The organism is Vibrio sp. AIC-3 (assembly GCF_013114515.1).
Taxonomy (GTDB): domain Bacteria; phylum Pseudomonadota; class Gammaproteobacteria; order Enterobacterales; family Vibrionaceae; genus Vibrio; species Vibrio crassostreae_C.
The window spans coordinates 203,426-228,911 of sequence record NZ_VTXG01000002.1; the positions used below are offsets into that span (position 1 = coordinate 203,426).

Genomic DNA, 25,486 nt, shown 5'->3' on the forward strand with positions numbered 1-25,486 from the left:
GCTGAATGAACCAACAAAAGCCACAATTAGTTCGTGTACAAATAATTCGAATACGAACTATTTATTAAGCTTTCATGATGTTTCCGAGTCGAAAGTTAGCTCGGTAGGAAAGATAAGATCAACTCTCAATCTCTACCTAAAAACCAAAGGTCAACCGGCTAAAGTCAGCAAGTTGAAATCAACCTTTTCAACCAAGAATTTTAATACATCACACCAACTGTGATACTTGCTACAAACTCTCAATTGGCGATTACCTAAGCTGGAATTAAGCTTGTAGAGTGCTCACTGCTGAGCCATTCTTTATAAATGAAATAAACCTTTCCCCGCGATGAATGAGAGAAAAAGACAAGGAATTCGAATGATAAAAATGCTGGTGTGTGACTTTGACGGAACGCTGGATGGAGGCTCTTCTCATGGAGTTAACCAATTCTTCGATTACCTTACCGAGCAACCTGATATCCGCTTTATCATCGCAACAGGAAGAACGTTACCCTCTATTCAAGACGGCTTAGCATCAAACAACTACCCAGAACCACACAGTATTATCAGCGATGTTGGTACCAGGATTCATCATAACCACTCTCAAAAGCCCGACCATATCTGGCACCAACAACTCGAGGCTTCATGGAATAAGTCAAAAGTCGAGTCCGCACTCGCACCACTCGACTTTATGGGCGAGCGTATAGAGAATCATCAAGGTGATTACAAGATGACGTTTGAAGGTAAGCTGTCTGAGCCACAACATGCATTGATCGAATCTCACTTACAGTCACACGGCTTAGATGTCCACCTAACGTATTCACACGACTGGTATCTAGACATCACACCAAAGGGAGTCAACAAAGCAACCGCTATCCACCATCTTTTGAAGCAACACGACTTGAGCATTGACCAGGTTTGCGTTGCCGGTGATTCAGCTAACGACACCTCAATGTTGACAATAGAAGGCGTTAACTCGATTTTGGTGGCAAACCATTACCCTGAAGTAGCTCACCTTTCTGACCGAGACAATGTGTATACCAGTAGAGCAACTCATGCGGAAGGTGTTCTTGAAGGGCTCAGATATTGGCAACAGAAGTCGTCGAGTATCCGATAAACAGCAGTTCACCATGAACAACAGATTCTGATCAAACAGGCTTCTAGCCCTACTTCCAGCCTGGGAGCCAATTTTGATTATCAGTAAGCTCTCGCCAATTGATGTCTTCTTCTCGTTTGGTCATTACCGCCTCTATCATGCAGCGCACGACCTCCCCTTCATCAAATTCTACTTCTGTGACCATAAAGTGCTTTTCTCTCTTCACAGGATTAACGGCTGTCCATTTGCTACGAAATAACTTCTTTGGGTTGATCCGATTCATGGGCTTCTCTCTTTCTTTGATGTCGTTGATTATTATGGGTTGTCTACTCGACATACAGTAATAGTCTTTCCATCGCAAAAAAGATCATAAAAAAGCCAGCGGTTAGGCTGGCTTCATTCGATTAGCTATTTCTCGTTAAAGATTAGCCATTTTTAGGTGGATCAAATGCCGTCAATTCTAAGACCGGGCCTGTGTATTTTTCGATTTTCACAAGCGCAGAGTTCGCTGCACAACCATTTGCCAAACGAGAGGTCGGAATATCCAACGTAAGTACGTTACAGCCGCCGTTTTTACATAGGCCTGTATCTTTATCTAAATCTGGCCAACCGCCCTCATGGATACATACAGAGCCTTGTTTGATGCCATCAGTCACTAATGCACCAACCAATACTTGGCCACGACCATTGTGGGCACGAACCAAATCACCTGTTTTAATGCCACGCGCTTTTGCGTCTTCAGGGTGAATTGAAATCGGCTCGCGGTCTGCGATCGCGTACTCTTCACGAATCTTCGCGTAGTTGAACTGACTATGTAGACGGTGCGCCGCGTGCGCTGTCATCAATTGCAGTTCGCCATCTTTAGCATTGCCGGTGTACTCGGTTGGCTCCATCCAAGTTGGATGTGGAGGACAATCATCTAGTTGGTAACCTTCGATCGTTTTTGAGAATATTTCAATCTTACCACTTGGTGTACCTAGTGGATTCATGATTGGATTCTCTCGGAAGTCAGCGTAACGAACAAACTGTGCGTTCTTCTCGTTCCACTTCATTTCGATCAGTTGATTGTCTTCCCAAAACTTGCTGAAGTTCGGCATAGCCACGCGTGCAGCGCGACCACCTTGTTGAGCAGCCTTGTAGAATTGGTACAACCATTCCATTTCTGTTTTGCCTTCGGTGTATACTTCATGACCACCTGGAGCTAACAGCTCTGACATGTCTGCAAATACATCAAAGTCATTACGCGCTTCACCTTGTGGCTCAACCGCTTTCTTCATTGGTACTAGGTGCTGGTTACTGTAGTCACCAGTCATCGTCAGGTCATTACGCTCAAACGATGTTGTAATAGGCAAAACAATATCTGCATGCTTCGCAGCTGCGGTCCAGTAGATTTCAGAAATAACAACCAATTCCGGTTTCTGCCACGCTTTGATCAAACGGTTGGTGTCTTGGTGATGAGTGAAGTTACCACCGCCCGCCCACCAGATCATTTTGATATCTGGGAATACACGATCATGACCATTATGCTTGTACGCTTTGCCCGGATTTTCTAGGGCTTCTACAATACGAGCAACAGGGAACGAGTTGATCACCTTGCCTGTCGCAGACCAACCTCGCTCATCACTACCCGCTACAGCACCTAAAGATGCAGACATTGCAGGCAATACGCCAGCATCGCGAGATGGGTTACCGCCATTAGAGTAATGGTAAGAGAAGCCGAAACCACCACCTGGCAAACCAATCTGACCAAGCATTGCAGCAAGAGTTACTAACATCCAGTGGCGTTGCTCACCAAACTGTTGACGTTGAATACCCCAACCTGCCATCAACATTGTGCGGTTGCTGCTAAAAATATCAGCCAGCAATTCAAGCTGTTTAGCTGGCACACCACACACGCTCGACGCCCACTGTGCGTCTTTCACTACGCCGTCTTCTTTACCCATTAGGTAATCTTCGAAAACATCATAGCCAGTCGTGTATTTTTCGATGAACGTTCGGTCGTGTTTACCTTTGATAACTAACGTATGAGCAATCCCCATCAACATCGCGACATCAGTCATTGGGTGTGGAGCAATCCACTCAGCGTTGTCGCCAAAGAACTCGATAGTTTCAGAACGCATTGGGTCGATAGCAATAACCGTTTTGCCCGACTTCTTCAACTGATGGAAGAACTCTAAGCCTGAGCAGTCTGTAGAACTCCAAGCGATCTTCAAAGTGTTCATTGGGTTTAGGCCCCAAAGTACAACTACATCACTGTGTTCTAGCACCATTGGGTGCGTTGTTTGTTGCTCATATACTTCAATCGAGCCCACAACGTGCGGCATGATAACTTGCGCAGCACCTGTTGAGTAATCGCCCATGTGACCAGAGTAACCACCAGCCATGCCCATGTAACGCTGAAGTAAAGTCTGTGCCTTATGAAGCACACCACTTGAGCGCCAGCCGTATGAACCTGCGAAAATTGCATCTGGGGTGTTATTTGCACGAATACGCATATGTTGTTCGTGTATGAGTTTGTAAGCTTCGTCCCAAGATACGCGAACAAACTCATCGCTACCGCGCTCTGCTTTAGGCGCTAACGGGTTATCTAAGTAGCTCTTACGCACCATAGGGTATTTAATACGTGCTTTGGTGTGTACTTGATCTGGGCCTGTGGTTTGAAGGCTGTTAAAAACGGTTTGAGGTACCGCATTCGTGGTCGACACTAACTTGCCATCTTTCACTTCACACAGCATTGGTCCCATACGACCTGCCGTTAGAACACCTTTACCACGCGTGTTTGACGAAGCGACCGACATTGGAGAGAACGATGTAAACGCCATCGCACCAGCAGTCATACCTGTGCCTTTTAAAAATCCGCGACGTGTAATATCTGTCATTTTTTATTCCTTACTATTAGTGGCCAACAACGTCTTTCGCGTGGTTTTGGAAGTACTTAGTCAGAAGTTCAAGGTTTTGTTCTGAGATATCTGTACGAGCTCCCATACCTTTAGCTACTGGTCCCCAAGCGTTAACAGTGAAGTGCTCACCAGGAATTTTTGCGTGACAAGTCGAACAGTAGACGTTGTCTAACTCTTCTGCGTAAGACCAGATTGGATCTAGGCTATCAACAACTGGCGAAGTAATGTCACCCGTTAACGCAACAGAACGCCACTCGTTACCATAAGCATCGGCTTCGTATTCACCAGTAGTCAGGGCTTCTTGACCTTTATCAGTTAGTGTCGCAACGATTGCACGTTGGCCTTCACCGAAGTAAAGCACTTGCTCTGCGCCTTTCATTTGGAAAGCATTCAGAGTCACAGTACGGTTGTCGCCTTCAGCTTTAACCACTTCTAGTTTTGCTGTTGGATTTAGGTTACCAAATTCGCCCATTGCAATGTCGGTTACTGGGTAAACCACTTTCGCATCTACTGGCGTACTTTGAGTAAAGGCAATCAAGGTCTCGAAGGCTTTGCTGTCTAGTTGAGCTTCTGGGGCAAAGTGCGCGACGCCTTTATGACAGTCGATACACGTTTGGTTATTCTCTTTCCCGTAAGCGTGCATTTTCGCCGCATCACGAGATTGCTCGAACTCTTCCATAGCATCGAAATCGTGACAAGAGCGACACGTCGCTGAATCATTTTCACGGAATTGAGCCCATACTGTTTCAGCCATTTCTTCACGGTGTGCTTCGTATTTTTCAGGCGTGTCGATCTTGCCTGAGATGAATTCGTGGTAGATGTCTTTAGACGCTCTTACTTTGGTGATCACGTAGTCAATCGGATCCGTTGGGATATGGCAATCAGCACACTCAGCTCGAATGCCTTTTGCGTTACTGAAGTGAACTGAACCTTGGTATTCTTTGTGGGGTGTTTCCATTGTGTGGCAAGAAACACAAAACTCAGTGCTCGATGTATAGTGCATAACGGCTGCAGTTCCCCCTAAGGTTAACCAGCCAATACCTATACCAACCGCCGCTATTAGTGCGATATAACTTTTTTTTATTGTCATAATTCTTAATCATCTTCAACAATTGGTTACAATTAAGATCAGAATAGTACTTTAGGGGTAGATCAGTTTGATTTGGATCACAAATCGCATTCTGAGGAACAAAAATTGAACCTTTATGAGAACCCAAGGTCACTTCACGAAATTATTCCCCACCAGATACAATCACCCACCAAATAAGAAGCAGCGGTTAAATATTCATTATTGATTAATCCAACATCAACGAGACAAAACGGCTTTCTAAGTCAAAGAAGTAAATTGTAAATCTATTACAATATTGGCTATCTATTTTTCATAAACTCCTCACTCAATGAACCAAACAGAATTCCAACAAAAAATGGCGAGTTTCACCTCGATTGAACAAGCGCTTGATTACTTCGAAATTGGGTTTGATAGCAAGTTCATCAACCAAAATAGAGTCGAGCTTATGAAACTCTTTAATGGTTATCTGATCCTGTTAAAACCCGATGATTGGTTCTCAGGAAGAAGAGCGCTGAAAAACGCTTATTGTAAGGTTCAACGCAGCAAGTTAGATCGCCACACACGTTCAGCCTGTCGTGGGTGTACAACTTGTCAGCGTCGATAGATAGGAAGTACTGCTCAAAGTAGAGAACTAAAAAGTAGATAGTTGAAATAACATCTCATTACGATTTAGTTAGTGGTTTGCTCGAAAAAAAGTGTGCTAGTCTTACGGCAACTCAACTACGAGATAAAAACTACAATGAAAATTTTCAGCAATTTCGAAAGCGGCAACATTCACGTCGTTTCTGCAGATTCACCACAAAACATTCAACTGACGATCCCAGCAGACTACCAAACTGAAATCTCTCAGTGGTTTCACTTCCGCTTAGAAAGTGAAGCTCAACAATCTCACCACTTTGAAATCGGTCAATTGGCAACATCTGCCTACCCTGAAGGCTGGAAAGATTACGATGTAGTTGCATCGTATGACCGTGAAGAGTGGTTCCGTATCCCATCTCAGTTCGATGGCGATACATTAAGCTTCGATATCATCCCTGAACACGATTCAATGTACTTCGCGTACTTCGCGCCGTACTCATACGATCGTCACCAAGATCTTCTGCACAATGCTCAAACGCACCCTGCTTGTAAGCTTGAAACTCTAGGTCAGACGCTAGACAACAACGACATCACTTTGCTAACCATCGGCGAGCCAAGTGAAGAGAAGAAAAACATTTGGGTAATTGGCCGTCAACACCCTGGTGAGACCATGGCTGAATGGTTGATTGAAGGATTGCTACAACGTCTGCTTGATGAAACAGATACGGTTGGTCGCTCTCTTCTAGACAGCGTTGTGTTCCGCGTTGTGCCAAACATGAACCCAGATGGCAGCATCCGTGGTCACCTGCGTACTAACGCGATTGGCGTAAACCTGAACCGCGAATGGCAATCGCCGTCTATGGAACGTAGCCCAGAAGTATTCCTTGTTCGCGAGCGTATGCTGGAAACGGGCGTTGACCTGTGTCTAGATATTCACGGCGACGAAGCGATTCCATATAACTTTGTAGCAGGTAGCGAAGGCACACCTTCTTACAACGAGCGCATCGCGAAGCTAGAGAGCCACTTCAAGCAAGCACTACTCACTATCACGCCAGAGTTCCAAGATGAATTTGGTTACGATAAAGACGAACCAGGCAAAGCAAACATGACAGTTGGCACAAACTGGATTGGTGAGCAATTCAAGTGTTTGGCTTACACCGTCGAGATGCCATTTAAAGATCACATCAGTCACGCTGACGAACTTTACGGCTGGTCTCCAGAACGAAGTGTCGCGTTTGGTCACGATATGCTAGCCGCAGTTTGGGCTACAGTAGACGAGCTATAAGGCGAACTAAGCTCATTAGCTTTACCTGTATCGCCTTTGGTTTATAAGAATCTGGGCTATAGATAGAACAAAGCCCAGCACTTGTGAAAGTGCTGGGCTTTTTAATATCGGCTTGGATGAGTGAATCTAACTTTAAAAGCTTTCTATGCCACTCTGAGGCTAGCAAAAAACACTGGGTATCTTTGCCTAATGTGGCGTTGTTCAGACACCATATCTTTGAAGCTCGGACCTTGTGATAACTGAACGATCACTTCGTCACCTTCTTGTCGCAATACAGCACCGCTAATATCGATACTGTTGTTGTCATGCAACCTCAAGGTGCCGGCCATTGAAAAGCCACGATAAACCGGAATGATGTTACGCATCATCAGGCGTACACCCTTTTCAGAAACTTCGCTGACATGAAAAAGCTCATCCTTAATTCGCATCACCGGACGAGCCTTTTGAGGGTACTTTAAGCGGTAATATTTGCGTTTCTGGGTGAATGAATCTTCACGCATTGGTGACTCCCTGTCTCTGTTATTTCGGTCAAGCAATAGGCTGTAGCTTCAATTGGTCTCAAATAAACACATTCACCAAATTGATAGCTAATAATTATATCGACTTCCCGAGCTAATGCTTTAGAGATTTATACAGAGAAACACTGATTGCTTAGCATTCAGTAAAAAATGAGAACTGAATGCTGAAGCCCACGAATAGAATCCCACACACAATGTTCATCATTTGCGAGGTGCGCTTTTGAACTAACAAGCGCTTAAAGGTATCCGCCATTAAGATCACAACTAAGAACCACATCGACACCACTGACGCTTGAATTGCACCAAGTATCAAACTGTCTGTCACAATCGCATCTGTTGAAACAAATTGAGGGAATATAGAAAGATAAAACAGGACAATTTTAGGATTCAGTAGATTAGTGAGAAGCCCTTTGAAAAATTGCTTATAAAGCTTACTTCCCGATGCACTGACCACAGAGAGCACGCCCTCTTGAGCGCGCAGCGCCGCACGAAAATGGTTATACCCAAGCCAGACAAGATACAAAACCCCAGCCCACTTTAGCCCTTCAAAGGCCATGGGAGTGTTCGACAGTAATAAGCTTATGCCGTTAGCCGAGATAAAGGCATGAAAAAAGAAACCACATGACACGCCCAACACGTTCACAAATGCGAACAGCTTCCTTTGAGTTAAGGCTGTGCTTAATACCAACAGCGCATTTGGGCCCGGGATAATGGCAATAAAAAACACGATAACGATAAACAGCCAGATACTGTCCCAACTCATTTCGATCTCATTTCATGAACATTTTTAGGGCGGACATTGTACGTCCATTCAGTGCCATTACAATATGATAAACGCTTAATTATCGCGTATAGCTAACAGACATAATTCGCGCGTATAATGAATGTGTTTATCGTCTAACATACAAAACTGATTCTCTAACATTTGTAGCCCTGATAGACTCCACCTCCTTTTTGATACTTGGTTCATTTATGTCATTTGATAGCCTAACCCTTAACGCAAAAACCGTCTCCGCGCTCTCATCTCAATTCAATAAGCCGACAGAGATACAGCAAGCGGTAATTCCTACCATTATTGCGGGGAAAGACGTACTCGCATTGGCTCAAACGGGCAGCGGTAAAACATTGGCGTTCGGCTTACCTTTACTGAATAACATCAACCAAGATGTGAATGAACTGCAAGCACTGATCATTGTTCCAACCCGTGAACTTGCATCTCAAGTGACCAAATCTTTAGAACCGATCGCGACAACGCTCAATATCAAATTGGTAACGCTAACGGGCGGCGTAAATACTGATGATCAACAGCAACAATTATCGACTAAACCACAATTAGCCATCGCCACACCGGGCCGCCTACTTGCTTTAATCAAAAGTGATGAACTGGATATAGCTCGGTGTTCATCATTGGTTCTTGATGAAGCCGACCGCCTGATCGACATGGGATTTTGGCCAGATATTCAAGCGATTACTTCAGCACTACCGAGCAAACGTCAGTCACTGTTGTTCTCTGCGACACTTCCGCCCGAATTAGTAGGTCAGGCTGAAGAGCTTCTTTCAAATCCAGTTAAGGTCACGACACATCAAGAAAACAGCGTGGTCGCGACTATTGAAGAAACCCTGTATTTAGTGAACAAAGGCAGTAAAGCTCAAGCGCTCATCGCACTACTCAATCAACACACATGGCCGCAAGTATTGGTATTTATTGGCGCAAAAGACAATGCCGATGCATTAACCAAACGATTGAATAAAGCCAAAATCAGTGTGAGTGCGTTACATGGAAATAAGAGCCAAGAAGAACGAGAGCAAGCATTAGAAAGTTTCAAAAATGGCGAGACTCGTGTGCTTATCGCGACTGATGTGATGGCTCGAGGCATCCATATTGATCAACTACCTATTGTGATTAACTTTGAGTTACCTTCTCACTCAGCAACTTACGTACACCGCGTTGGTCGTACAGCAAGAGCAGGAAGTACTGGCTGCGCGGTCTCTCTGGTTAGCCACAGCGAAACTGACTACCTCAATGCGATTCGCACCTTGACCAATAAGCCGTTAGTGCTGCAACCATTAGAGGGTTTCCCGGTTACCGACAAACCTGCATCTGAAACGACCGCTCGCAAGCGTCCACCTAAAGATAAAATGGCCAATCGAAGAACAGCTAAAAAGAAAAGCATTAAGCAATTTAAAAGCAAACCAAATAGCTCTAAGTAACCAGAAATAGAATGGTCAGCTCAGTTTGTACTGGGCTTTTTTATATGCAACAAAATACAAATTCACACCCGAAAACTTCCCTAAAGTTGCCAACTTAAATGACACTTTTGTGAATTATGATGCCAACGTATTGATTCTTGGTTGCTCAAAAAAAATACTCTTAAATCACGTTGACGCCCCTATATCTAGCAACTAGATTTTTCTATTAGTGTCTACAACAGGAGGTCATTGAAATGAAACGTGCTAGCTCTACATATCGATTACAACTGATTAAGGAAGTGGCAACTCGCCGAGATCGTCAACGTTCCAATGACCCGATGGCAAACTACATACAAACCCTAATAGATAATAAAGATGATTGTGATACTTCGGTTGAACGCAACCAGAGGTTCAGTGGCAGTCATTTTGATGAGCACATAGGTGGTTGGGTAAGTGACCACTGGGGTAACAAGTAGGACAAAGAGAGTAATCCAACCAGCATAATCGCTGTAGAATTCGTCTCCGCATTAACCTATCATCTGCAACAATTCCCTATCCTAGAGTAAGCAGAAAGTGTCTGAGTTAAAAAGAGAAAAAGAAGTGATGGTTGCCTTCCAAGTGATACCTCGCGTTAAAGAAGGCAACAACTTCGAAGTGGTTGATAAAGCCATTGAAGTTGTGAAAGCTGCCGATGTGCCTTTCCAAGTCGGTGCGATGGAAACTACGATGAAAGGTGAACTCAACCAATTACTCGATATCGTTAAAAAAGCAGAACAAGCTTGCTACGATGCAGGGGCGGTAGAAGTGATCACAAACATTAAGATTCACAGTAAAACCACCGAGGCCGATGATACATTTTGCACGTACCATCGCGGTGTAACGAAAGCGAATCACATGTTTGTTTAATCACATTTTTGTTTCTGAAAACTGAGCTTTAAGAAAGGCTCTGAAGAACCAGTGGTGTTATTGGAAAGGCATGTCTGAGAGGTGAGAAAGGATTTCCATTCGTTCTTCTTCTGACATCGAATGCCAATCACGCGGAGTCTCTTCAGGGTCATCTTTTGCCCCGATCGGTTTTCGGTCAAGTGCTTTGACTGGCTCTTTTTTGATTTTTACGTTCTTTTTATTCATACCGACACCACTCCTTCAGGTACAAAGGTACCTACTTTAATATTACACCCCAACCATTATGTAAAGTAATAGTTACTTCGGAGTTAAATAAAATCTAAATACTTCCTCTTTAGCCAAAAAGATCTCTTTGGGGACTGGTATTTCCCTCTTCATCGACCTGCTTACCAATCAAGTTTTTTTGATTCATTATTTTTCTTCTATAGCGCTGACGACACAGCTTTATCACGTGCAATTGTTCTGACGGTGTCATCGACATCCAATTAAAGCGCTCTTCTCTCTTGCGCATACAACCGTTGCAATAGCCTTTGTCATCGCTTGAACAAACCCCAACGCAAGGGCTTGGAACTTGGAAAAACTCTAACTGCTCCACCATGCCTCCTTACACATTCAAAATTACGCTTACTCTCTCAAAAATAAGCGATTAATTTGTCGCCTGGCTCATGAAATCCATACTAAACTATGACCTTATACTGACACATATAGTGTTTTGTAAACTATACTTTGAACCCATCAAGTTACACTTATCCGGTAACTTCGTTCTTTCCTTTGGAGCCTTATAATATGAAGTTTAGTTCAAAAAAATTACTAGCAGTAGCCGCTTTACCTATGATGCTAGCAGCATGCACAACAACAGGTGACAACGCGATGCAAGTAACACCAACCGATCTACAGCACCATAATTGGGAACTTGCGCAAATTGATGGCAAGGACATTGTGAAAAGCGAAGACCAAGCAGCTCCTCGTCTAGAGATCGGCGAAAAGATGACTGCAAACGGCATGGCTGGTTGTAACAACTTCTTCGGTCAAGGCGAGCTGAAAGACGGTCAATTCCGTATCAAGCAAATGGGCATGACAATGAAAATGTGTCACGGCTCTGCGATGGAAATCGAACAATCGGTTTCTGCTACTCTAAGCGAGTGGAGCGACGTAACGCTAACAAACGATACGCTAGTACTGAAAAACGATGTACACACGCTAACGTACACAATTCGTGACTGGGTAAACTAATCCGTCATCGAAACCAAATACTGATTAAAGGAGCCTGATGGCTCCTTTTTTATTGTCAGCTTGCCCTCACTACTTCTTCAAAATTGACACTCATCGCCGACTTTTCGTACCAGCCTCCAATAAACCTCAAAAATCTCTCATTTAGATGCAATAAATTCAACGGTTCAGCGGTCTGTTGCTAGGATGGCAAAAGCCTAGAGTCTGTCGAGTTTTCGAGGTGATTACAGATCGAACAAAACTCAACCGAGAACTCCCTGCTTGTTCTCAAGTAATTGATTGAATTTACTGTTGAATTAGAATTTATTTCAGAAACAGATAGAATAACTATTAGGGCATGTTTATCTTTCGTTAACCACGAAGGGTCAACACGCCCTAGGGAGTTTGAAAATACAATGCTCTTGCCCGTTCACTACCAAATGGAAAAGTTTATGAACAATATAGTAAGTACGTTAGGAATCATGGCAACCGTTGCATACAGCGCAACCATTTATGCTGATGAAGCAACATCCATCGACAGCTGGAACCAAATAGAACAGCAGGCAGAGGGAGAAACTGTCTACTTTCACGCTTGGGGCGGAAGCCAAGAGATCAATCGTTACCTACAGTGGGCAGGCAAGAAATTACAAAGTGACTACGGTGTCACGTTAAAGCATGTGAAAGTGACCGATATTGCGAAAACCACCACTCGACTGCTTGCTGAAAAAGCGGCAGGAAAGAACAGTGAAGGCAGCGTCGATATCGTCTGGATTAATGGCGAGAACTTCCGTTCGATGAAAGACAACGCGCTATTGTTTGGGCCATTTACGGAATCACTTCCAAATTGGCAGTATGTCGATAAGTCTCTGCCAATTGATGTCGATTTCTCAGAGCCGACAGAAGGCTTAGAAGCACCGTGGGGCGTGGGACAACTGGTGTTCATTCATGACCAAGAAACACTTCACAACCCGCCACAATCATTCTCTGAGATGTTAAGCTACGCTCAGGCTTTCCCGAACCGCTTAAGCTACCCTCGCCCACCAGAGTTTCATGGCACGAGCTTCATTAAGTCACTACTGATTGAACTAACAAACAATAACCCTGCGCTGGCTCAGCCGGTTTCAGAAGACAACTTCCAAGAAGTAACGGCACCACTGTGGGCTTACTTAGATAAATTCCATAAAGTGGCGTGGCGCGGTGGAAAGCAGTTCCCAGCAGGCACATCGGAAAGCATCCAACTTCTGGATGACGGACAGATCGATCTCGCGATTACGTTTAATCCAAACTCTGTTTATTCAGCACAAGCCAGTGGTCGCTTAGCCGAAACCACTAAGGCTTATGCTCTAGAAAGCGGCGCTCTATCTAACATTCACTTCCTTGCGATTCCTTGGAACGCCAATGCAACCGCGGGTGCTCAAGTGACCATTAACTTCTTACTGAGCCCTGAAGCACAGTCTCGCAAGGGGGACCTCAATGTTTGGGGCGATCCTTCGGTTCTGAGCAGCAAGTACCTCACTGGCAGCGCTAAAAACACCCAGCAATTTAAATCGGTTGATGAACCACACCCTAGCTGGCAAAACGCGCTCGAGAAAGAGTGGCTTAAGCGATACGGTAACTAGTCTTCATGCTACGCGCTCTATATTTTGTTGTTACAGCTGTATGCATTATCCCGACCATTCCTGGGGTAGCGGGAGTCGTGGCTTCGTCACTGAGTTTCATCCCGCCCCTTGGTTTAGAGGAGCCGACACTCAACGGTTTTAGCCAAGTCTTTCAATGGGAAGGGGCTTGGCACTCTATTGGCTTAAGCCTAGGTTCAGCAATTGCAAGCAGCTATATAGCCTGCTTCCTGACCTTTTGTATTCTTCAAGCCTCTTGGGGAAACAAGTTTTGGAGAAAGATTGAGTTTACGCTATCGCCAATGCTTGCCATTCCACATGTAGCTTTCGCTATCGGCTTTGCTTTTCTGTTTAGTCCAACGGGGCTTGGCGCAAGAGCGGTACATCACTTGCTCGGCGAATCGGCTACCAGCTCTGAATTGGCGTTATTGGTGAAAGACCCATACGCGTTCGGCTTAATTATTATGCTCGCACTCAAAGAAGTCCCCTTCTTATTGCTGATGAGCATTTCGATACTTCAGCAAATTGATGTAGAGCGTATCACCAAGGTCAGTGCATCGCTCGGTTACAGCCGCGCTCAGATCTGGTGGAAATGTATTTTCCCACAATGGTTTACTAAGCTTCGTTTCCCAATGCTGGCGGTACTCGCTTACAGTGTTTCGGTTGTCGATATTGCTTTGATCATAGGCCCAACCAACCCGCCGACCTTTGCCGTTTTGGTATGGCAATGGTTCAACGATCCGGATCTTAACCTACTTCCGCGAGCTGCTGCTGGTGCCATCGTTTTGTTTGGTTTAGCTTCGTTGATCATCGCCTTGGCGCGTTTAGTTGAATGGGCGGTTCTTAAGTACTTTCGAACTTGGCAGTATTCCGGAAGAACAGGGGCAAACCTTCCGGGGAAAACGGTATTCACTGTCCTTGCTAGCCTTTCACTGCTGATCATTCCTTTAATGGTAATTTGGAGCGTTGCTCAGCGTTGGCGCTTCCCTGATTTACTGCCGAGCCGCTACAGCACGCGCTTCTGGGAGTTCGAGTGGGAAGGCATCATGAGCACCGTTGGTCAAAGCTTATGGATTGGTCTGATTGCTGCTTCAATCGCTTTGTTGCTTGCGCTGGTTGCTCACGAATACAGAATCAAATACAAGTGGCAAGTTCCGGGCTTCATTATCGCTATTCCAATGCTAATACCACAGCTTTCAGTGTTGTTTGGTATGCAAGTCACGACCCTCTACATCGGCAGTAGTGCCTATGAGTTCTGGGTGATTTGGGCGCATGTTTTCTTTGCTTTCCCGTTTGTGTACCTGTCTTTGGATGGCCCGTGGAAAAGCTTCAATGATGGGTTGATTAAAGCCTCGCTGAGCCTAGGTAAATCGCCATTTCAGAGTTGGTATTCGATCAAACTACCAATCTTGCTTCCTGCGATTGCCTTTGCTTGGGCGGTCGGGATCAGCGTGAGTTTGGCCCAATACCTTCCAACATTAATGCTCGGCGCGGGCCGTATTAGCACGATCACCACAGAAGCCGTTGCACTTACCAGTGGTTTCGACCGCAGGGTGACAGCAATCTATGCCATTTGGCAGGCCCTATTGCCTCTGTTCTTTTTCTCTTTAGCGATATTAGTCAGCCGACTTCAACTGAGATATCGCCGTCTTACTTTTAAAGGTTTCCTAAGTAATGAGTCTGTACCTCAACGACCTCGCCATCCGTAAAACCGATGGAGATTCGCTGTTCTCAGCGCTAAACGTCACATTAGAATCTGGCCAAATACTGGCTTTGATGGGGCCGAGTGGCTGCGGAAAGTCGACCTTACTGGATGCGATTGCTGGTCACTTAAGTGAAGAGTTTTCGTACTCTGGCACCGTTGTGTTGAACAATATTCAGCTCGACGAGCTTCCATCACATCAGCGTGAAGTCGGTATTTTGTTTCAAGATGACTTGTTGTTTCCGCACCTCAAAGTATGGGAAAACTTGGCCTTTTCGTTACCGAACTCTGTTAAAGGTTCCGCTCGCCAAAAACAAGCAATGGCTGCACTAAAAGACATAGAGCTAACTCACTTAGCTGAATCTTTCCCGGATCAAATATCCGGCGGTCAACGCGCAAGAATAAGCTTGACTCGTATGTTGTTAGCCAAGCCTAAACTCGCCCTGCTTGACGAGCCGTTCAGCAAGCTAGACCAAGAGTTAAGAGCACAATTTCGCGATTGGGTCTTCGAACAGCTGACCAAAGCGAATATCCCTACATTAATGGTCACGCACGACGAAGCCGATGTACCTCAAGGGGCAGAAGTACTGTCTTGGCCATGGAGAAGTAACCATGCTGGATAAGTACTCCATTAAGGTCATTAAGTGGCCATTAAATCAGTCTGCTAAGTTACTAAACCAATTGGGTATCACGGCCAATCAAACCACGTTATTCGGATTTCTGATTGGGTGTTTAGCGTTTCCAGCGTTGGCATTTCAACAATATGAGTGGGCGTTAGGCTTCATTGTGTTTAATAGAGTATGTGATGGGCTTGATGGAGCCTTGGCTCGAATCCAAGGCATTAGTGATGCGGGCGGTTTCCTCGATATCAGCCTAGATTTCCTATTCTACTCGCTGATCCCTTTTGGATTTGTCATTGCCAACCCAGAACACAACGCCATTGCCGGTGCATTTTTGATCTTCTCTTTTATCGGCACAGGCAGCAGCTTTTTAGCGTTTGCGGTTATGGCAGGCAAGCGAGGCATTGAAAACCCAGTCTATAAGCATAAGTCTCTGTACTACATGTCAGGGCTAACCGAAGGCACTGAAACCATCGCTTGTTTCATCGCGTTTTGTATTTGGCCTCAACACTTTGCGGTTATCGCTTACACCTTTGGTGCAGCTTGTTGGCTAACCACGTTCATGCGTATTTATTTTGGTTTTCAGACACTAAAAAACCAAGCTAGTTAATAAATGAGTTAGTTTCTTGCACCTATAAAAACGCCGCTCATTGTGAGCGGCGTTTTCTATATTAGTATGGATAATGCCCGCTAAATCATGACATCAAGCTTCAGCTGAAGCCGTGATTTTAAACCTCAATACCTTCAGGCTTGAATCAAGGTCGACATCGACAAACTCAGGCGGGTTGTCCAGACGCTCAATGAACTCAACGCTTGGTGCTTCTTCTGCCATCGTCTCAATCAGGAAGTTTGGTGATACTGCTGGTGAGTTCACACACGCAATCACTTCACCGCCTTCAGTTAGAAGTTCAGGCAAACGACGTAAGATTTTTTTGTAATCTTTGGTTAGAGCAAAGCTGCCTTTTTGGAACGAAGGTGGATCGATGATAACGAGCTCGTAAGGACCGCCCTTCTTGATTTTGCCCCACGACTTAAAGATATCGTAGCCAAGGAAGTTAACCGAGCGCATATCGTGATCATTCAGACGGTGGTTATCGCGGCCTTTATTCAACGAGCCACGTGACATATCCACATTCATGCACTGACGAGCGCCACCAGCGATAGCCGCAACAGAGAAACCACAAGTGTATGCGAACAGGTTAAGAACGTTCTTATCCTTGGCATTATCTTGTACCCACTGGCGACCATTACGCATGTCTAGGAACAAACCGAAGTTCTGATTACGGCCAATGTCTAATTGGTACTTAAGGCCATGCTCAACCACAACCGGAGAGTCATTCAACTCACCCCATAGAACCTCTGAAGGCGCACCATCGGCATAACGGTGTTGCAGAACAATGCTTGTGCCCTGCTTTGATTGCCAGATATCTTTGTTGGTGAGTTCAACCAATCCAGCTTTAAGAGATGACAAGAATTCATCGTCGACTTCTTTAAACACGTTAACCAGTAGCTGTCCATCAACCCAGTCACATGTCAGTTGCTCTAGACCAGGCCAAAACTTACCGCGCCCGTGGAAAATACGGCGTAGTTCGTTTGGTACTTCATTAAGTTGCTGTTCAATATGACTAAAAAACAGAGGTAAAGCTGATGCTTCCATTATTTCACTCACTTAGTGTTTAGCTTTGGCCAAGTTAATGACCAAGGTTCAAGCCAACTGTCCAAACCGTTCGACACGGTTTCTTGATGCCACTTCTCACCCAAGGAGTTTAGGCTTCTTGGATCGCAGACATATTCGTAGGCTTGTGATTGATAGGCAAATCGAATCGCGAAGGCATGCAGATAACCTCTGTCAGCCTCACTCGATGGATTATAAATAGGGTCACCAACAATGGCTGAGCCGATCGACTTCATCGCGACACGGATCTGGTGAGTTCGCCCTGTATAGGGTTTGCATAACAGCAGACGCTCACCGGGTTCAGCCGTTGCTGATAAAAACTGAGTAATCGCAGGGTTCTCTTTGGATGTCAGAAGTTTCCAACTTGAGCGTCGTGAACGCTCCATGTCTCCTGAGATCAAACCTTGCTTTTTCTTTGGCTTCTTAGAGCCAATCGCAAGGTAGTATTTTTCTACTTCACGCTTTGCAAATAGCTGTGAAAGCTCGCTCGCCGCCGACGCATTTTTTGCCAGCAGCAGAATGCCCGAAGTCATTTTATCTAGTCGATGAACGAGATACAGCTTAGGCTCATTAATTGCCTTAGCAACTTCTTGAAGCAACATGGTATCGCCATCGTCTTTGTGGACGCTGACTCCAGGATGCTTGTTGATAAGTAAAAAATCAGAGTGGTTCAGAAGAATATCGAACATGTAAAGGCTAGCTCCATTGTAGAACGTGGAGTATACCGCGTCTGAACCCAGATTCCAGCTACGAAAAAGCCCAACTCACTCAATAAACATTGAATCATTGGGCTTCTTTTCAACAACTAGCAATCAGTGCTTGGTCTTTACTCGATTACCACACGGCAAATAGAACCAAGTCACCGCTTTACGCCAGTTTAAACTTACCGACTAATGCTTCTAGCTCAGCAACCTTAGCGTTCAAGCCTGATGTGTTTTCAGAGCTACGAATTGCTAGCTGCAGAGATTGCTCAGAGATATCGCTAATCGCGGTAATGTCCGCTGCAATTTCTTTGGTCACAGCCGTCTGTTCTTCTGCCGCAGTCGCAATAGAGTTAACCATGCTTTGTACATTGCCCGCACCGCTCACAATCGCTTCTAGAGCCGAAACAGCACCTGAGCTTTGCTCAACACCAATCTCAACTAAACGACAGTTATCTTGAGTGTAAGTCACCGCTTCTTGAGTGCCCGATTGAATCGATTGAATGATGCCCGAGACTTCTCGTGTCGCTTTGGTTGTTCTTTCTGCTAGCGCTCGCACTTCATCGGCTACCACAGCAAAACCACGACCAAACTCGCCTGCACGTGCCGCTTCAATTGCAGCGTTAAGAGCTAACAGGTTAGTTTGCTCAGCAATGTCTTCGATTACCTTGATAACGCTACCAATCTGCTCACCGTGAGAACCTAGAGTATTCATTTGCAACGACATATCGCTCATTTGAGTCGACACTTGTTGAATACTCGCCACCATCTCAACAATCACGTTGCGGCCATCTTCTGCAGAGGTTTCTGAGCGACGTGCTTCTTCATAAGTTGAAGTACCTTGCTGCGCCACTTCAGAAATGGTCAAGCTTAGCTCTTCAGCAGCCGTTGCAATCAAGTTAGCTTTGTCTGCTTGAGCTGATGCACCAGTAACGATGTCTTGGCTAATAGAAGAGAGCTCCCCTGTCACCGATTGGACTTGGTGAGTCACAGACGAGATTGAACCTAATAGGTCTACTAGTGATTTCTGCATCTGGTTAATCGACTTAGCCAGTTCAGCCAATTCATCACCAGAATCATCAATAATGTCGCCTGCCGTTAGGTCACCATTTGCTATACGTCGTGCTACTTGTTCTACACGAGTAAGACGATTGGTAATAGAGCTAGACAATAGATACGCAATCACACAACCAAAGACAATCGCAATAGCAGACAACACCATGATAGTGCGCTCGATGGTAGTAAACGTGTCGGTTAGTGTCAGTAGTGACTGTTCTGTATCTGCGCGCTCACTTGCTGACGCTTGATCCAGTAAGTTCTCAATAGGGATAAGATTGCTCTCATACAAAGATCGTAGCTGTTGAATATTGGCTAGTAGCGCAGCTTCATCATTGATCTTCGGCACAAGCTTTGATTCAAACTCTTGAGTGAAACGCCCCATCAGGTCTTCAATTCGCTGAATACGGCGGTGGTCTTCCGAACCTCTACTCTCCAAACGCTTAGCCTGCTCGATAGCTTGAGCAAATTCGTTCTTGCTGGTTCGATAATCATTGAGTGCGTTATCAACCAGTGTAATTGCACCAAGCGCATCTCGGTATACATCACCCGCTTCATCAATCAGTACCAGGTAGGTAACAGTACCCGGAACATCGTCCATTCTAATTTCATCTGAGCTCTGGTGCGCGCCGATAACTTCTATCCATACAATACTGACTAACGTAACAAGCACCGCCAATATAGAGCCAAAACCGGCATACAGTTTCTTTCTCACTGACAATTTCACACAACACCTACCTAAATCAAAATATAGCTCTAACAGCTATTCGTTCCATTTATATCGGCTATCAGACGGATACCTTTAATAATTATTTTTCTTAGATAATTAAGTTCCAGACATAAAAAAACGGGAGCTAATGAGCTCCCGTTTATTAAATTACTTTATCTCGCGATTGTAGCTTCTTAAAACTATAGCTTCTTAGAGATAAGCGCAGAGCCAGCAATAATACCAATACCTAGTAGCATGATTGCACCTTTACCGCTGTCGAAGCCAGAAGAGATACCCATGAATGCAACGATTGCGATAGCTACTGGGATGATGTACTTAACTAGCGTGTACCATAGACCGAATAGTGGGAAAGATACTTCACCATCGTTAGTGATTTCTTTCTCTAGGTCAGCACGGTTTAGTCTCCAACCAGCGAAGATACATACCAACATACCGCCAACCGCTAGGAAAATCTTATCCGTTAGTAGGTCGAAAATGTCGAACGCGCCAGTATCAAACAGTGTTGGACCGAAGCCGCCAAGTGATAGAGAAGCGAAGATACATAGAATCGCCATTACAACACTTGCAGACAGTACCGCTGTTACACGCTTCATGCCTTTCTCATCGATTAGGTAAGAAACCACAACTTCAAGTAGAGATACTGAAGATGTTAGTGCCGCAACACTCAAACCAACGAAGAACATAAGAGCAAATAGAAGACCAACTACGCCGCCCATTTCAGCGAATAGCTGAGGAACAACAACGAATACTAAACCAGGGCCCGCTGCAGGTTCCATACCGAACGCGAACATTGCAGGGAACATTGCAACACCAGCTAGAATAGCAACACCAGTATCCATTGCGGTTACCATTGCTGTTGTCTGAACTAGGTTCTCTTTCTTCTTAAGGTAAGAACCGTATGTCATCATACAACCCATACCAAGACTTAGAGAGAAGAATGCTTGACCTAGAGCGGCTAGGATTACATTGCTGTCTACTTTAGAGAAGTCAGGACTGAATAGGAACTCAAGACCAGCCATCGCGCCCGGAAGCATAATGCCTTTGATTGATACTACAATAAGGATAATGAAAAGAAGCGGCATCAGGATCTTACCTGCTTTCTCAATACCACCAGAGATACCTTTCATAACGATAACAACGTTAAGTAGTAGGTATAAGCCCATCCACATTAGTGGTTGAACTGGGTTTGAGATAAAGCCACCAAAGCTATCACCAATTGCTTCTGGTGCGTCTAGAAGACCACCTGCAATTTTACCGATGTATGCGATTGACCAACCGCCTACTACTGGGTAGAAACCCATGATAAGTAGACCACTGAATACGCCGATAACGCCAGCGAACGTCCAACGACGGTCAGTTGTTTTAAATGCACCTACTGCTGATTTTTGCGTATGACGGCCAATCGCAAATTCAGTCAGCATGACACTGAAACCAATAAAAATTACAAAAAACAGGTAAATGGCAACGAATGCACCACCGCCACTTTCGCCTGCTGTGTATGGGAATTTCCAAATGTTACCTAAGCCAACAGCAGAACCTGCTGCAGCCATTACGAATCCTAACTTCGAACCCCAGGTATCGCGGGGTGTTGTGGTTGTATTACTAGTAGCCACGTGTACTCCAAACTTTTGTGTTATGTGATGTTGTGTTTTGCTTTGGGTGGCGTCTTTAAAAGGAAGGTGTATAAATAAATTTACACACCTAAAAGATTTGATTGACGCTCGTTGTCTAGCAAGTAAACCAGTTTAAGAATAAAATTGGAAGAGCATACCGTACAAATTTCGTTAAAGATGTAAATTTTTATGGTTAAATGCCGACTTTTCATACAAAACAATCATTTTCTTCTTAAGTTGACCAAAACTTAACAACTTTAACCTATTTACATCTTTTGCTCTATTTTGTAAATAGTTGAATCCTTAAATTCCCATATACGTTAAATAGCATTACTATCTAAGTGTCTCTTTTTTCGAGTATTCAATGTGGATAAGCTTTATCATTTTTTAACTTTGGCCTCTGTTGTTTTGTACTGGGTTCTCGTAGCCGGTGTGACGTTTCGTGTTGTACTAAAACGACGCTCTGTCAGCGTTTCTCTTGCTTGGCTAATGGTTATCTACATTATCCCGATTGTTGGTGTAGCTTGTTACTTCCTTTTTGGTGAGCTAAACCTAGGCAGAAAAAGGGCTGAACGCGCTCATCGTATGTTTACCCCTTTCGGCGACTGGTTCCGTCAATTGAATGATTGCCAACTTCACCAACCAGGGAAAGTCGGCTCCCCTATCCATAAGATTGACGAGCTTTGTAACAATCGAATGGGCATCCCTGCACTCAGTGGAAACACTCTATCGCTGCAATCTTCACCAAACGAGATCCTACACGCAATTATCGAAGATATAGAAAATGCACAAACCAGTATCAAGATGGTTTTCTATATTTGGCATCCAGGTGGCCTGACCGATTCGGTTGCCTCTGCGCTGATTCGCGCTGCAAAACGTGGCGTAGATGTTAAAGTTTTGCTCGATTCAGCCGGTAGCCCTCGCTTTTTCAAAAGCCACTGGCAGTCAATGATGAAGGACGCAGGCGTTCAAGTCGTACAAGCACTAGAAGTGAGCCCATGGCGTATTTTCTTACGTCGCCTAGATTTAAGACAACACCGCAAAATCATTGTGATTGACGAGACTATCGCCTATACGGGTTCAATGAACATGGTCGATCCTACTCACTTCAAACAAAGTTCCGGCGTTGGTCAGTGGATTGATGTAATGGTCAGAGTGACTGGGCCAACCGTTAATGTGTTATCCGCTATTCATGGCTGGGATTGGGAAGTTGAGACTGGTGAACGCATTCTCCCTGATATACCTGAATGCCCAGTTGAAGAAATCATGACACATCATCCGGTTCAAGTAGTGCCGTCTGGCCCTGGCATGCCGGAATATTTGATCTTACAAGTACTGACCATCGCCATCAATCAAGCGAATCATTCTGTACGTATTACTACACCTTATTTTGTGCCAAGTGCTGACTTACTCGAAACACTTAAGATGACAGCTCAACGCGGCGTAACTGTAGAACTGATCATTCCACACAATAACGATTCACTAATGGTTAAATGGGCTTCTCGTGCGTTTTATACCGAGTTGCTTGAAGCTGGCGTGAAGATCTATGAATTTTACGGTGGCCTTCTTCATACCAAATCGGTAGTGATCGATGAAGAGTTTTGCTTGATCGGAACCGTCAATATCGACATGCGCAGTTTGTGGCTCAACTTTGAAGTGACTCTGGCTGTGGATGATGTGCATTTCACGCAAAAACTGTCTGAGCTGCAGAAATCTTATATCGCTTCATCCCACTCTGTAGAGTTAGAACAGTGGGAGCAAAGAAACCTTAGTAATCGCTTCTTTGAGAGGCTGTTCTACTTGTTCAACCCACTCCTATAATTCCAGCAATGAGTCGATTATGGCTCGTTGTTTCCCCATCGATCATTTTTAACCTTTCACTGTTAACTGAGTGAAAGGTTAAAAATCGTAAGAAAAGCGCAAAAATCCCCGCTCCGCTCTTGCTTTGAACACTCTTGGCATGTTTTAAATAGGACATAACCGATTGATAAGGAATTCACAGCATGTCCGAGAACAAAACCACTAAACTTATCACTGCCGGTCGTGATAAGAAGTGGACCAATGGTGTTGTTAACCCACCAGTACAACGCGCTTCAACTGTCGTATTTAACTCAGTAGAAGAGAAGCGTAAAGCTACGATTAACCGCGCTAACAAGACCCTTTTTTACGGACGTCGTGGAACCAACACTCATTTTGCCTTCCAAGATGCGATGGTTGAAGTAGAAGGCGGCGCGGGTTGTGCACTGTACCCGTGTGGTACAGCAGCAATTTCGAATGCCATTCTCTCTTTTGTAGAAACAGGTGATCATATTTTAATGGTTGACACCTGCTACGAACCTACTCGTGATTTCTGTGACACCATCATGAAAAAGATGGGGGTAGAGACAACTTACTACGAGCCAACGATTGGTGAAGGTATCCAAGACCTTATCAAGCCAAACACTAAGGTGCTGTTTACTGAGTCTCCAGGCTCTGTCACCATGGAAGTGCAGGATATTCCAACACTAGCGCGTATCGCTCATGAACATGACATCATCGTTATGCTAGACAATACTTGGGCGGCTGGCGTGAACTTCTCACCGTTTGATTTTGGTGTTGATATCTCGATTCAAGCAGCGACCAAATACATCGTGGGTCACTCTGATGTGATGCTAGGTACGGCAGTCGCCAATGAGAAATGCTGGGATCAACTAAGAGAGCAAAGTTACTTGATGGGGCAATGTGTCTCACCTGATGATGCTTATTTAGGGCTTCGCGGCATTCGTACTCTTGATGTGCGTCTACGCCAACACGCAGAAAGCAGCTTGAAGGTCGCAAAATGGTTAGAGACTCGTCCTGAAGTTAACCACGTTCGTCACCCTGCTCTTGAGTCTTGCCCAGGCCATGAATTCTTCAAACGAGATTTTACTGGCGGTAATGGCTTGTTCTCTTTTGTACTAAACAACTCTAATATCAAAGCGACGACAGCGTTACTTGATGGAATGACACATTTTAGTATGGGTTACTCTTGGGGTGGATTTGAAAGTTTGATTCTAGCTAACGAACCAAGCAGTTTTGACAGCTTGAGAACTGTTGCCAATCCTAATTTCGAAGGTACCTTGATGCGTGTTCATATTGGGTTAGAAGATGTTGATGACCTGATTGCTGATCTAGAGGCGGGATTAGAACGTTATAGCGCTCTGATTTAATCTGAGACGATAGGTCTAATATGCAAAAAAGGCAGGATATTCCTGCCTTTTTCTGTTTAAAGCATAACTCAAAATACTCATATTCAGATACTTCAGCTCATAATACAAACCGCTCATAGTCCAGAAGCTTTCAAAGCCAATATTGAACCTTAAAGCACATCCACTTAAAGATCTCAGAGCGATGAAAAAATGGCTATGAATTTTTCAATTTCTAAGTGATTGTTCCGCTGAAATAAATAACACTTTATTTGTGTGGGCAACCGACTAAATGATCATTGACCATACCTGTTGCTTGCATAAATGCGTAACAGATTGTTTCTCCTACAAACTTAAAGCCTCTCTTCTTCAAAAACTTACTCATCGCTTTAGATTGCTCGGTAGAAGCGGGAACTTGAGACATCTCAGTCCATTGATTCACGATCACTTCATTATCAACAAATTGCCATAAGGCATTAGAAAGAGAGCCGAACTCTTTCTGTAATTCAAGCGTTGCTCGTGCATTGTTGTATACCGAAGCAATCTTACCCCTGTGTTTAACCACATCGAAGTTTTCAATGATGTGCGGCACGTTGTCTTCATTCAACTCAGCTAGCTTGTTTAGATCGTAATTATCAAATGCAGCACGATAGCCTTCACGCTTTTTAAGGATCGTAATCCAACTCAGGCCCGCCTGAGCGCCTTCTAAAGTAATGAACTCAAACAGAACTTGGTCATCATAAACAGGCACGCCCCACTCTACGTCGTGGTACTCCCTTTCAAGCTCATGTTTAAGCGCCCATGCACACGTTCTATCCACTGTATTCGCTTCCATTTCGATAGTCTCTTTTAGTAATCGTACATAAAAATAATGCCCC

The 25,486-nt window shown here is 44.6% G+C and carries 25 protein-coding genes; 13 read left to right on the top strand and 12 right to left on the bottom strand.

All coding sequences use genetic code 11. The annotated features are described in order from the left end of the window. Positions 1 to 358 precede the first annotated feature (358 nt). Positions 359 to 1,096: an HAD-IIB family hydrolase gene (locus F0229_RS02465; RefSeq protein WP_017060335.1), complete on the top strand. Its 738-nt coding sequence runs from the start codon at positions 359 to 361 to the stop codon at positions 1,094 to 1,096. Positions 1,097 to 1,145: 49 nt separating this feature from the next. Here the strand turns inward: F0229_RS02465 and F0229_RS02470 are convergent, their stop codons facing one another. From F0229_RS02470 to F0229_RS02480, 3 genes are all read right to left on the bottom strand, one after another. Continuing rightward, positions 1,146 to 1,358: a TIGR02450 family Trp-rich protein gene (locus F0229_RS02470; protein WP_171732165.1), complete on the bottom strand. Its 213-nt coding sequence runs from the start codon at positions 1,356 to 1,358 to the stop codon at positions 1,146 to 1,148. 142 nt (positions 1,359 to 1,500) lie between these two features. After that, on the bottom strand, positions 1,501 to 3,954 hold the full coding sequence (locus F0229_RS02475) for a molybdopterin guanine dinucleotide-containing S/N-oxide reductase (RefSeq protein WP_171732166.1): 2,454 nt from the start codon (positions 3,952 to 3,954) through the stop codon (positions 1,501 to 1,503). 16 nt (positions 3,955 to 3,970) lie between these two features. Then, complete coding sequence (locus F0229_RS02480) at positions 3,971 to 5,065, bottom strand: NapC/NirT family cytochrome c (RefSeq protein ID WP_171732167.1); 1,095 nt, start codon at positions 5,063 to 5,065, stop codon at positions 3,971 to 3,973. Positions 5,066 to 5,372: 307 nt separating this feature from the next. On the opposite strand from F0229_RS02480, the gene F0229_RS02485 reads away from it, so the two are divergent. Both F0229_RS02485 and F0229_RS02490 read left to right on the top strand, forming a co-directional pair. Next, positions 5,373 to 5,648 (top strand): nitrogenase-stabilizing/protective protein NifW, encoded by a 276-nt coding sequence (locus F0229_RS02485; RefSeq protein WP_171732168.1) that lies wholly within the window; start codon positions 5,373 to 5,375, stop codon positions 5,646 to 5,648. Positions 5,649 to 5,783: 135 nt separating this feature from the next. After that, positions 5,784 to 6,908 carry a M14-type cytosolic carboxypeptidase gene (locus F0229_RS02490; protein WP_017060330.1) on the top strand — a complete coding sequence of 375 codons (1,125 nt, stop codon included), beginning with the start codon at positions 5,784 to 5,786 and terminating at the stop codon, positions 6,906 to 6,908. A 143-nt stretch (positions 6,909 to 7,051) separates the two neighbouring features. Here the strand turns inward: F0229_RS02490 and F0229_RS02495 are convergent, their stop codons facing one another. Together F0229_RS02495 and F0229_RS02500 are read right to left on the bottom strand one after the other, a co-directional pair. Next, positions 7,052 to 7,408: a hypothetical protein gene (locus F0229_RS02495; protein ID WP_017060329.1), complete on the bottom strand. Its 357-nt coding sequence runs from the start codon at positions 7,406 to 7,408 to the stop codon at positions 7,052 to 7,054. A 151-nt stretch (positions 7,409 to 7,559) separates the two neighbouring features. Then, the gene (locus F0229_RS02500) at positions 7,560 to 8,189 is read right to left on the bottom strand and encodes a LysE family translocator (protein ID WP_171732169.1); all 630 of its coding nucleotides are present in this window, start codon (positions 8,187 to 8,189) and stop codon (positions 7,560 to 7,562) included. Between the two features lie 209 nt (positions 8,190 to 8,398). Here F0229_RS02500 and F0229_RS02505 point away from each other — a divergent pair, with 209 nt between their 5' ends. From F0229_RS02505 to F0229_RS02515, 3 genes are all read left to right on the top strand, one after another. Next, positions 8,399 to 9,637: a DEAD/DEAH box helicase gene (locus F0229_RS02505; protein WP_171732170.1), complete on the top strand. Its 1,239-nt coding sequence runs from the start codon at positions 8,399 to 8,401 to the stop codon at positions 9,635 to 9,637. A gap of 233 nt (positions 9,638 to 9,870) precedes the next feature. Continuing rightward, positions 9,871 to 10,092, top strand: a complete 222-nt coding sequence (locus F0229_RS02510) for a hypothetical protein (RefSeq protein WP_017057116.1) — start codon at positions 9,871 to 9,873, stop codon at positions 10,090 to 10,092. Positions 10,093 to 10,219: 127 nt separating this feature from the next. Next, positions 10,220 to 10,522, top strand: a complete 303-nt coding sequence (locus tag F0229_RS02515; protein ID WP_017065764.1) for a thiamine-binding protein — start codon at positions 10,220 to 10,222, stop codon at positions 10,520 to 10,522. 57 nt (positions 10,523 to 10,579) lie between these two features. Here F0229_RS02515 and F0229_RS02520 read toward each other — a convergent pair whose 3' ends face one another. Both F0229_RS02520 and F0229_RS02525 read right to left on the bottom strand, forming a co-directional pair. Continuing rightward, complete coding sequence (locus tag F0229_RS02520; RefSeq protein WP_017060325.1) at positions 10,580 to 10,747, bottom strand: hypothetical protein; 168 nt, start codon at positions 10,745 to 10,747, stop codon at positions 10,580 to 10,582. A 109-nt stretch (positions 10,748 to 10,856) separates the two neighbouring features. Next, positions 10,857 to 11,120 (bottom strand): DUF1289 domain-containing protein, encoded by a 264-nt coding sequence (locus F0229_RS02525; protein WP_017060324.1) that lies wholly within the window; start codon positions 11,118 to 11,120, stop codon positions 10,857 to 10,859. A 188-nt stretch (positions 11,121 to 11,308) separates the two neighbouring features. Between F0229_RS02525 and F0229_RS02530 the strand changes: the two genes are divergently transcribed. The 5 genes from F0229_RS02530 to F0229_RS02550 all read left to right on the top strand — a co-directional run bounded on the left by F0229_RS02530 (position 11,309) and on the right by F0229_RS02550 (position 16,279). Next, positions 11,309 to 11,755 carry an META domain-containing protein gene (locus F0229_RS02530; protein WP_004734625.1) on the top strand — a complete coding sequence of 149 codons (447 nt, stop codon included), beginning with the start codon at positions 11,309 to 11,311 and terminating at the stop codon, positions 11,753 to 11,755. 428 nt (positions 11,756 to 12,183) lie between these two features. Then, positions 12,184 to 13,350, top strand: a complete 1,167-nt coding sequence (locus tag F0229_RS02535; RefSeq protein WP_171732171.1) for an ABC transporter substrate-binding protein — start codon at positions 12,184 to 12,186, stop codon at positions 13,348 to 13,350. A gap of 5 nt (positions 13,351 to 13,355) precedes the next feature. Continuing rightward, positions 13,356 to 15,056 (top strand): ABC transporter permease, encoded by a 1,701-nt coding sequence (locus F0229_RS02540; protein WP_171732172.1) that lies wholly within the window; start codon positions 13,356 to 13,358, stop codon positions 15,054 to 15,056. Beyond that, entirely contained in the window at positions 15,022 to 15,672 is a 651-nt protein-coding gene (locus tag F0229_RS02545; protein ID WP_017065359.1) for an ATP-binding cassette domain-containing protein, read from the top strand. Before F0229_RS02540 ends, F0229_RS02545 begins: the two co-directional genes overlap by 35 nt. Beyond that, positions 15,662 to 16,279: a CDP-alcohol phosphatidyltransferase family protein gene (locus tag F0229_RS02550; protein ID WP_017060320.1), complete on the top strand. Its 618-nt coding sequence runs from the start codon at positions 15,662 to 15,664 to the stop codon at positions 16,277 to 16,279. Before F0229_RS02545 ends, F0229_RS02550 begins: the two co-directional genes overlap by 11 nt. Positions 16,280 to 16,372: 93 nt before the next feature. Here the strand turns inward: F0229_RS02550 and F0229_RS02555 are convergent, their stop codons facing one another. The 4 genes from F0229_RS02555 to F0229_RS02570 all read right to left on the bottom strand — a co-directional run bounded on the left by F0229_RS02555 (position 16,373) and on the right by F0229_RS02570 (position 21,444). Beyond that, entirely contained in the window at positions 16,373 to 17,326 is a 954-nt protein-coding gene (locus F0229_RS02555; RefSeq protein WP_065583884.1) for a class I SAM-dependent methyltransferase, read from the bottom strand. An 8-nt stretch (positions 17,327 to 17,334) separates the two neighbouring features. After that, the gene (locus F0229_RS02560; RefSeq protein ID WP_017060318.1) at positions 17,335 to 18,033 is read right to left on the bottom strand and encodes a TIGR01621 family pseudouridine synthase; all 699 of its coding nucleotides are present in this window, start codon (positions 18,031 to 18,033) and stop codon (positions 17,335 to 17,337) included. Between the two features lie 178 nt (positions 18,034 to 18,211). Further along, positions 18,212 to 19,828: a methyl-accepting chemotaxis protein gene (locus F0229_RS02565; RefSeq protein ID WP_171732173.1), complete on the bottom strand. Its 1,617-nt coding sequence runs from the start codon at positions 19,826 to 19,828 to the stop codon at positions 18,212 to 18,214. Between the two features lie 182 nt (positions 19,829 to 20,010). Continuing rightward, positions 20,011 to 21,444 carry a sodium-dependent transporter gene (locus F0229_RS02570; RefSeq protein WP_050546918.1) on the bottom strand — a complete coding sequence of 478 codons (1,434 nt, stop codon included), beginning with the start codon at positions 21,442 to 21,444 and terminating at the stop codon, positions 20,011 to 20,013. Positions 21,445 to 21,810: 366 nt separating this feature from the next. Here F0229_RS02570 and cls point away from each other — a divergent pair, with 366 nt between their 5' ends. Further along, positions 21,811 to 23,265 (top strand): cardiolipin synthase, encoded by a 1,455-nt coding sequence (gene cls, locus F0229_RS02575; protein WP_171732174.1) that lies wholly within the window; start codon positions 21,811 to 21,813, stop codon positions 23,263 to 23,265. A 182-nt stretch (positions 23,266 to 23,447) separates the two neighbouring features. Beyond that, the gene (locus F0229_RS02580) at positions 23,448 to 24,632 is read left to right on the top strand and encodes a cystathionine beta-lyase (RefSeq protein WP_171732175.1); all 1,185 of its coding nucleotides are present in this window, start codon (positions 23,448 to 23,450) and stop codon (positions 24,630 to 24,632) included. Positions 24,633 to 24,876: 244 nt separating this feature from the next. Here the strand turns inward: F0229_RS02580 and F0229_RS02585 are convergent, their stop codons facing one another. Further along, the gene (locus F0229_RS02585; protein ID WP_171732176.1) at positions 24,877 to 25,443 is read right to left on the bottom strand and encodes a DNA-3-methyladenine glycosylase I; all 567 of its coding nucleotides are present in this window, start codon (positions 25,441 to 25,443) and stop codon (positions 24,877 to 24,879) included. Between the last annotated feature and the right edge of the window lie 43 nt (positions 25,444 to 25,486).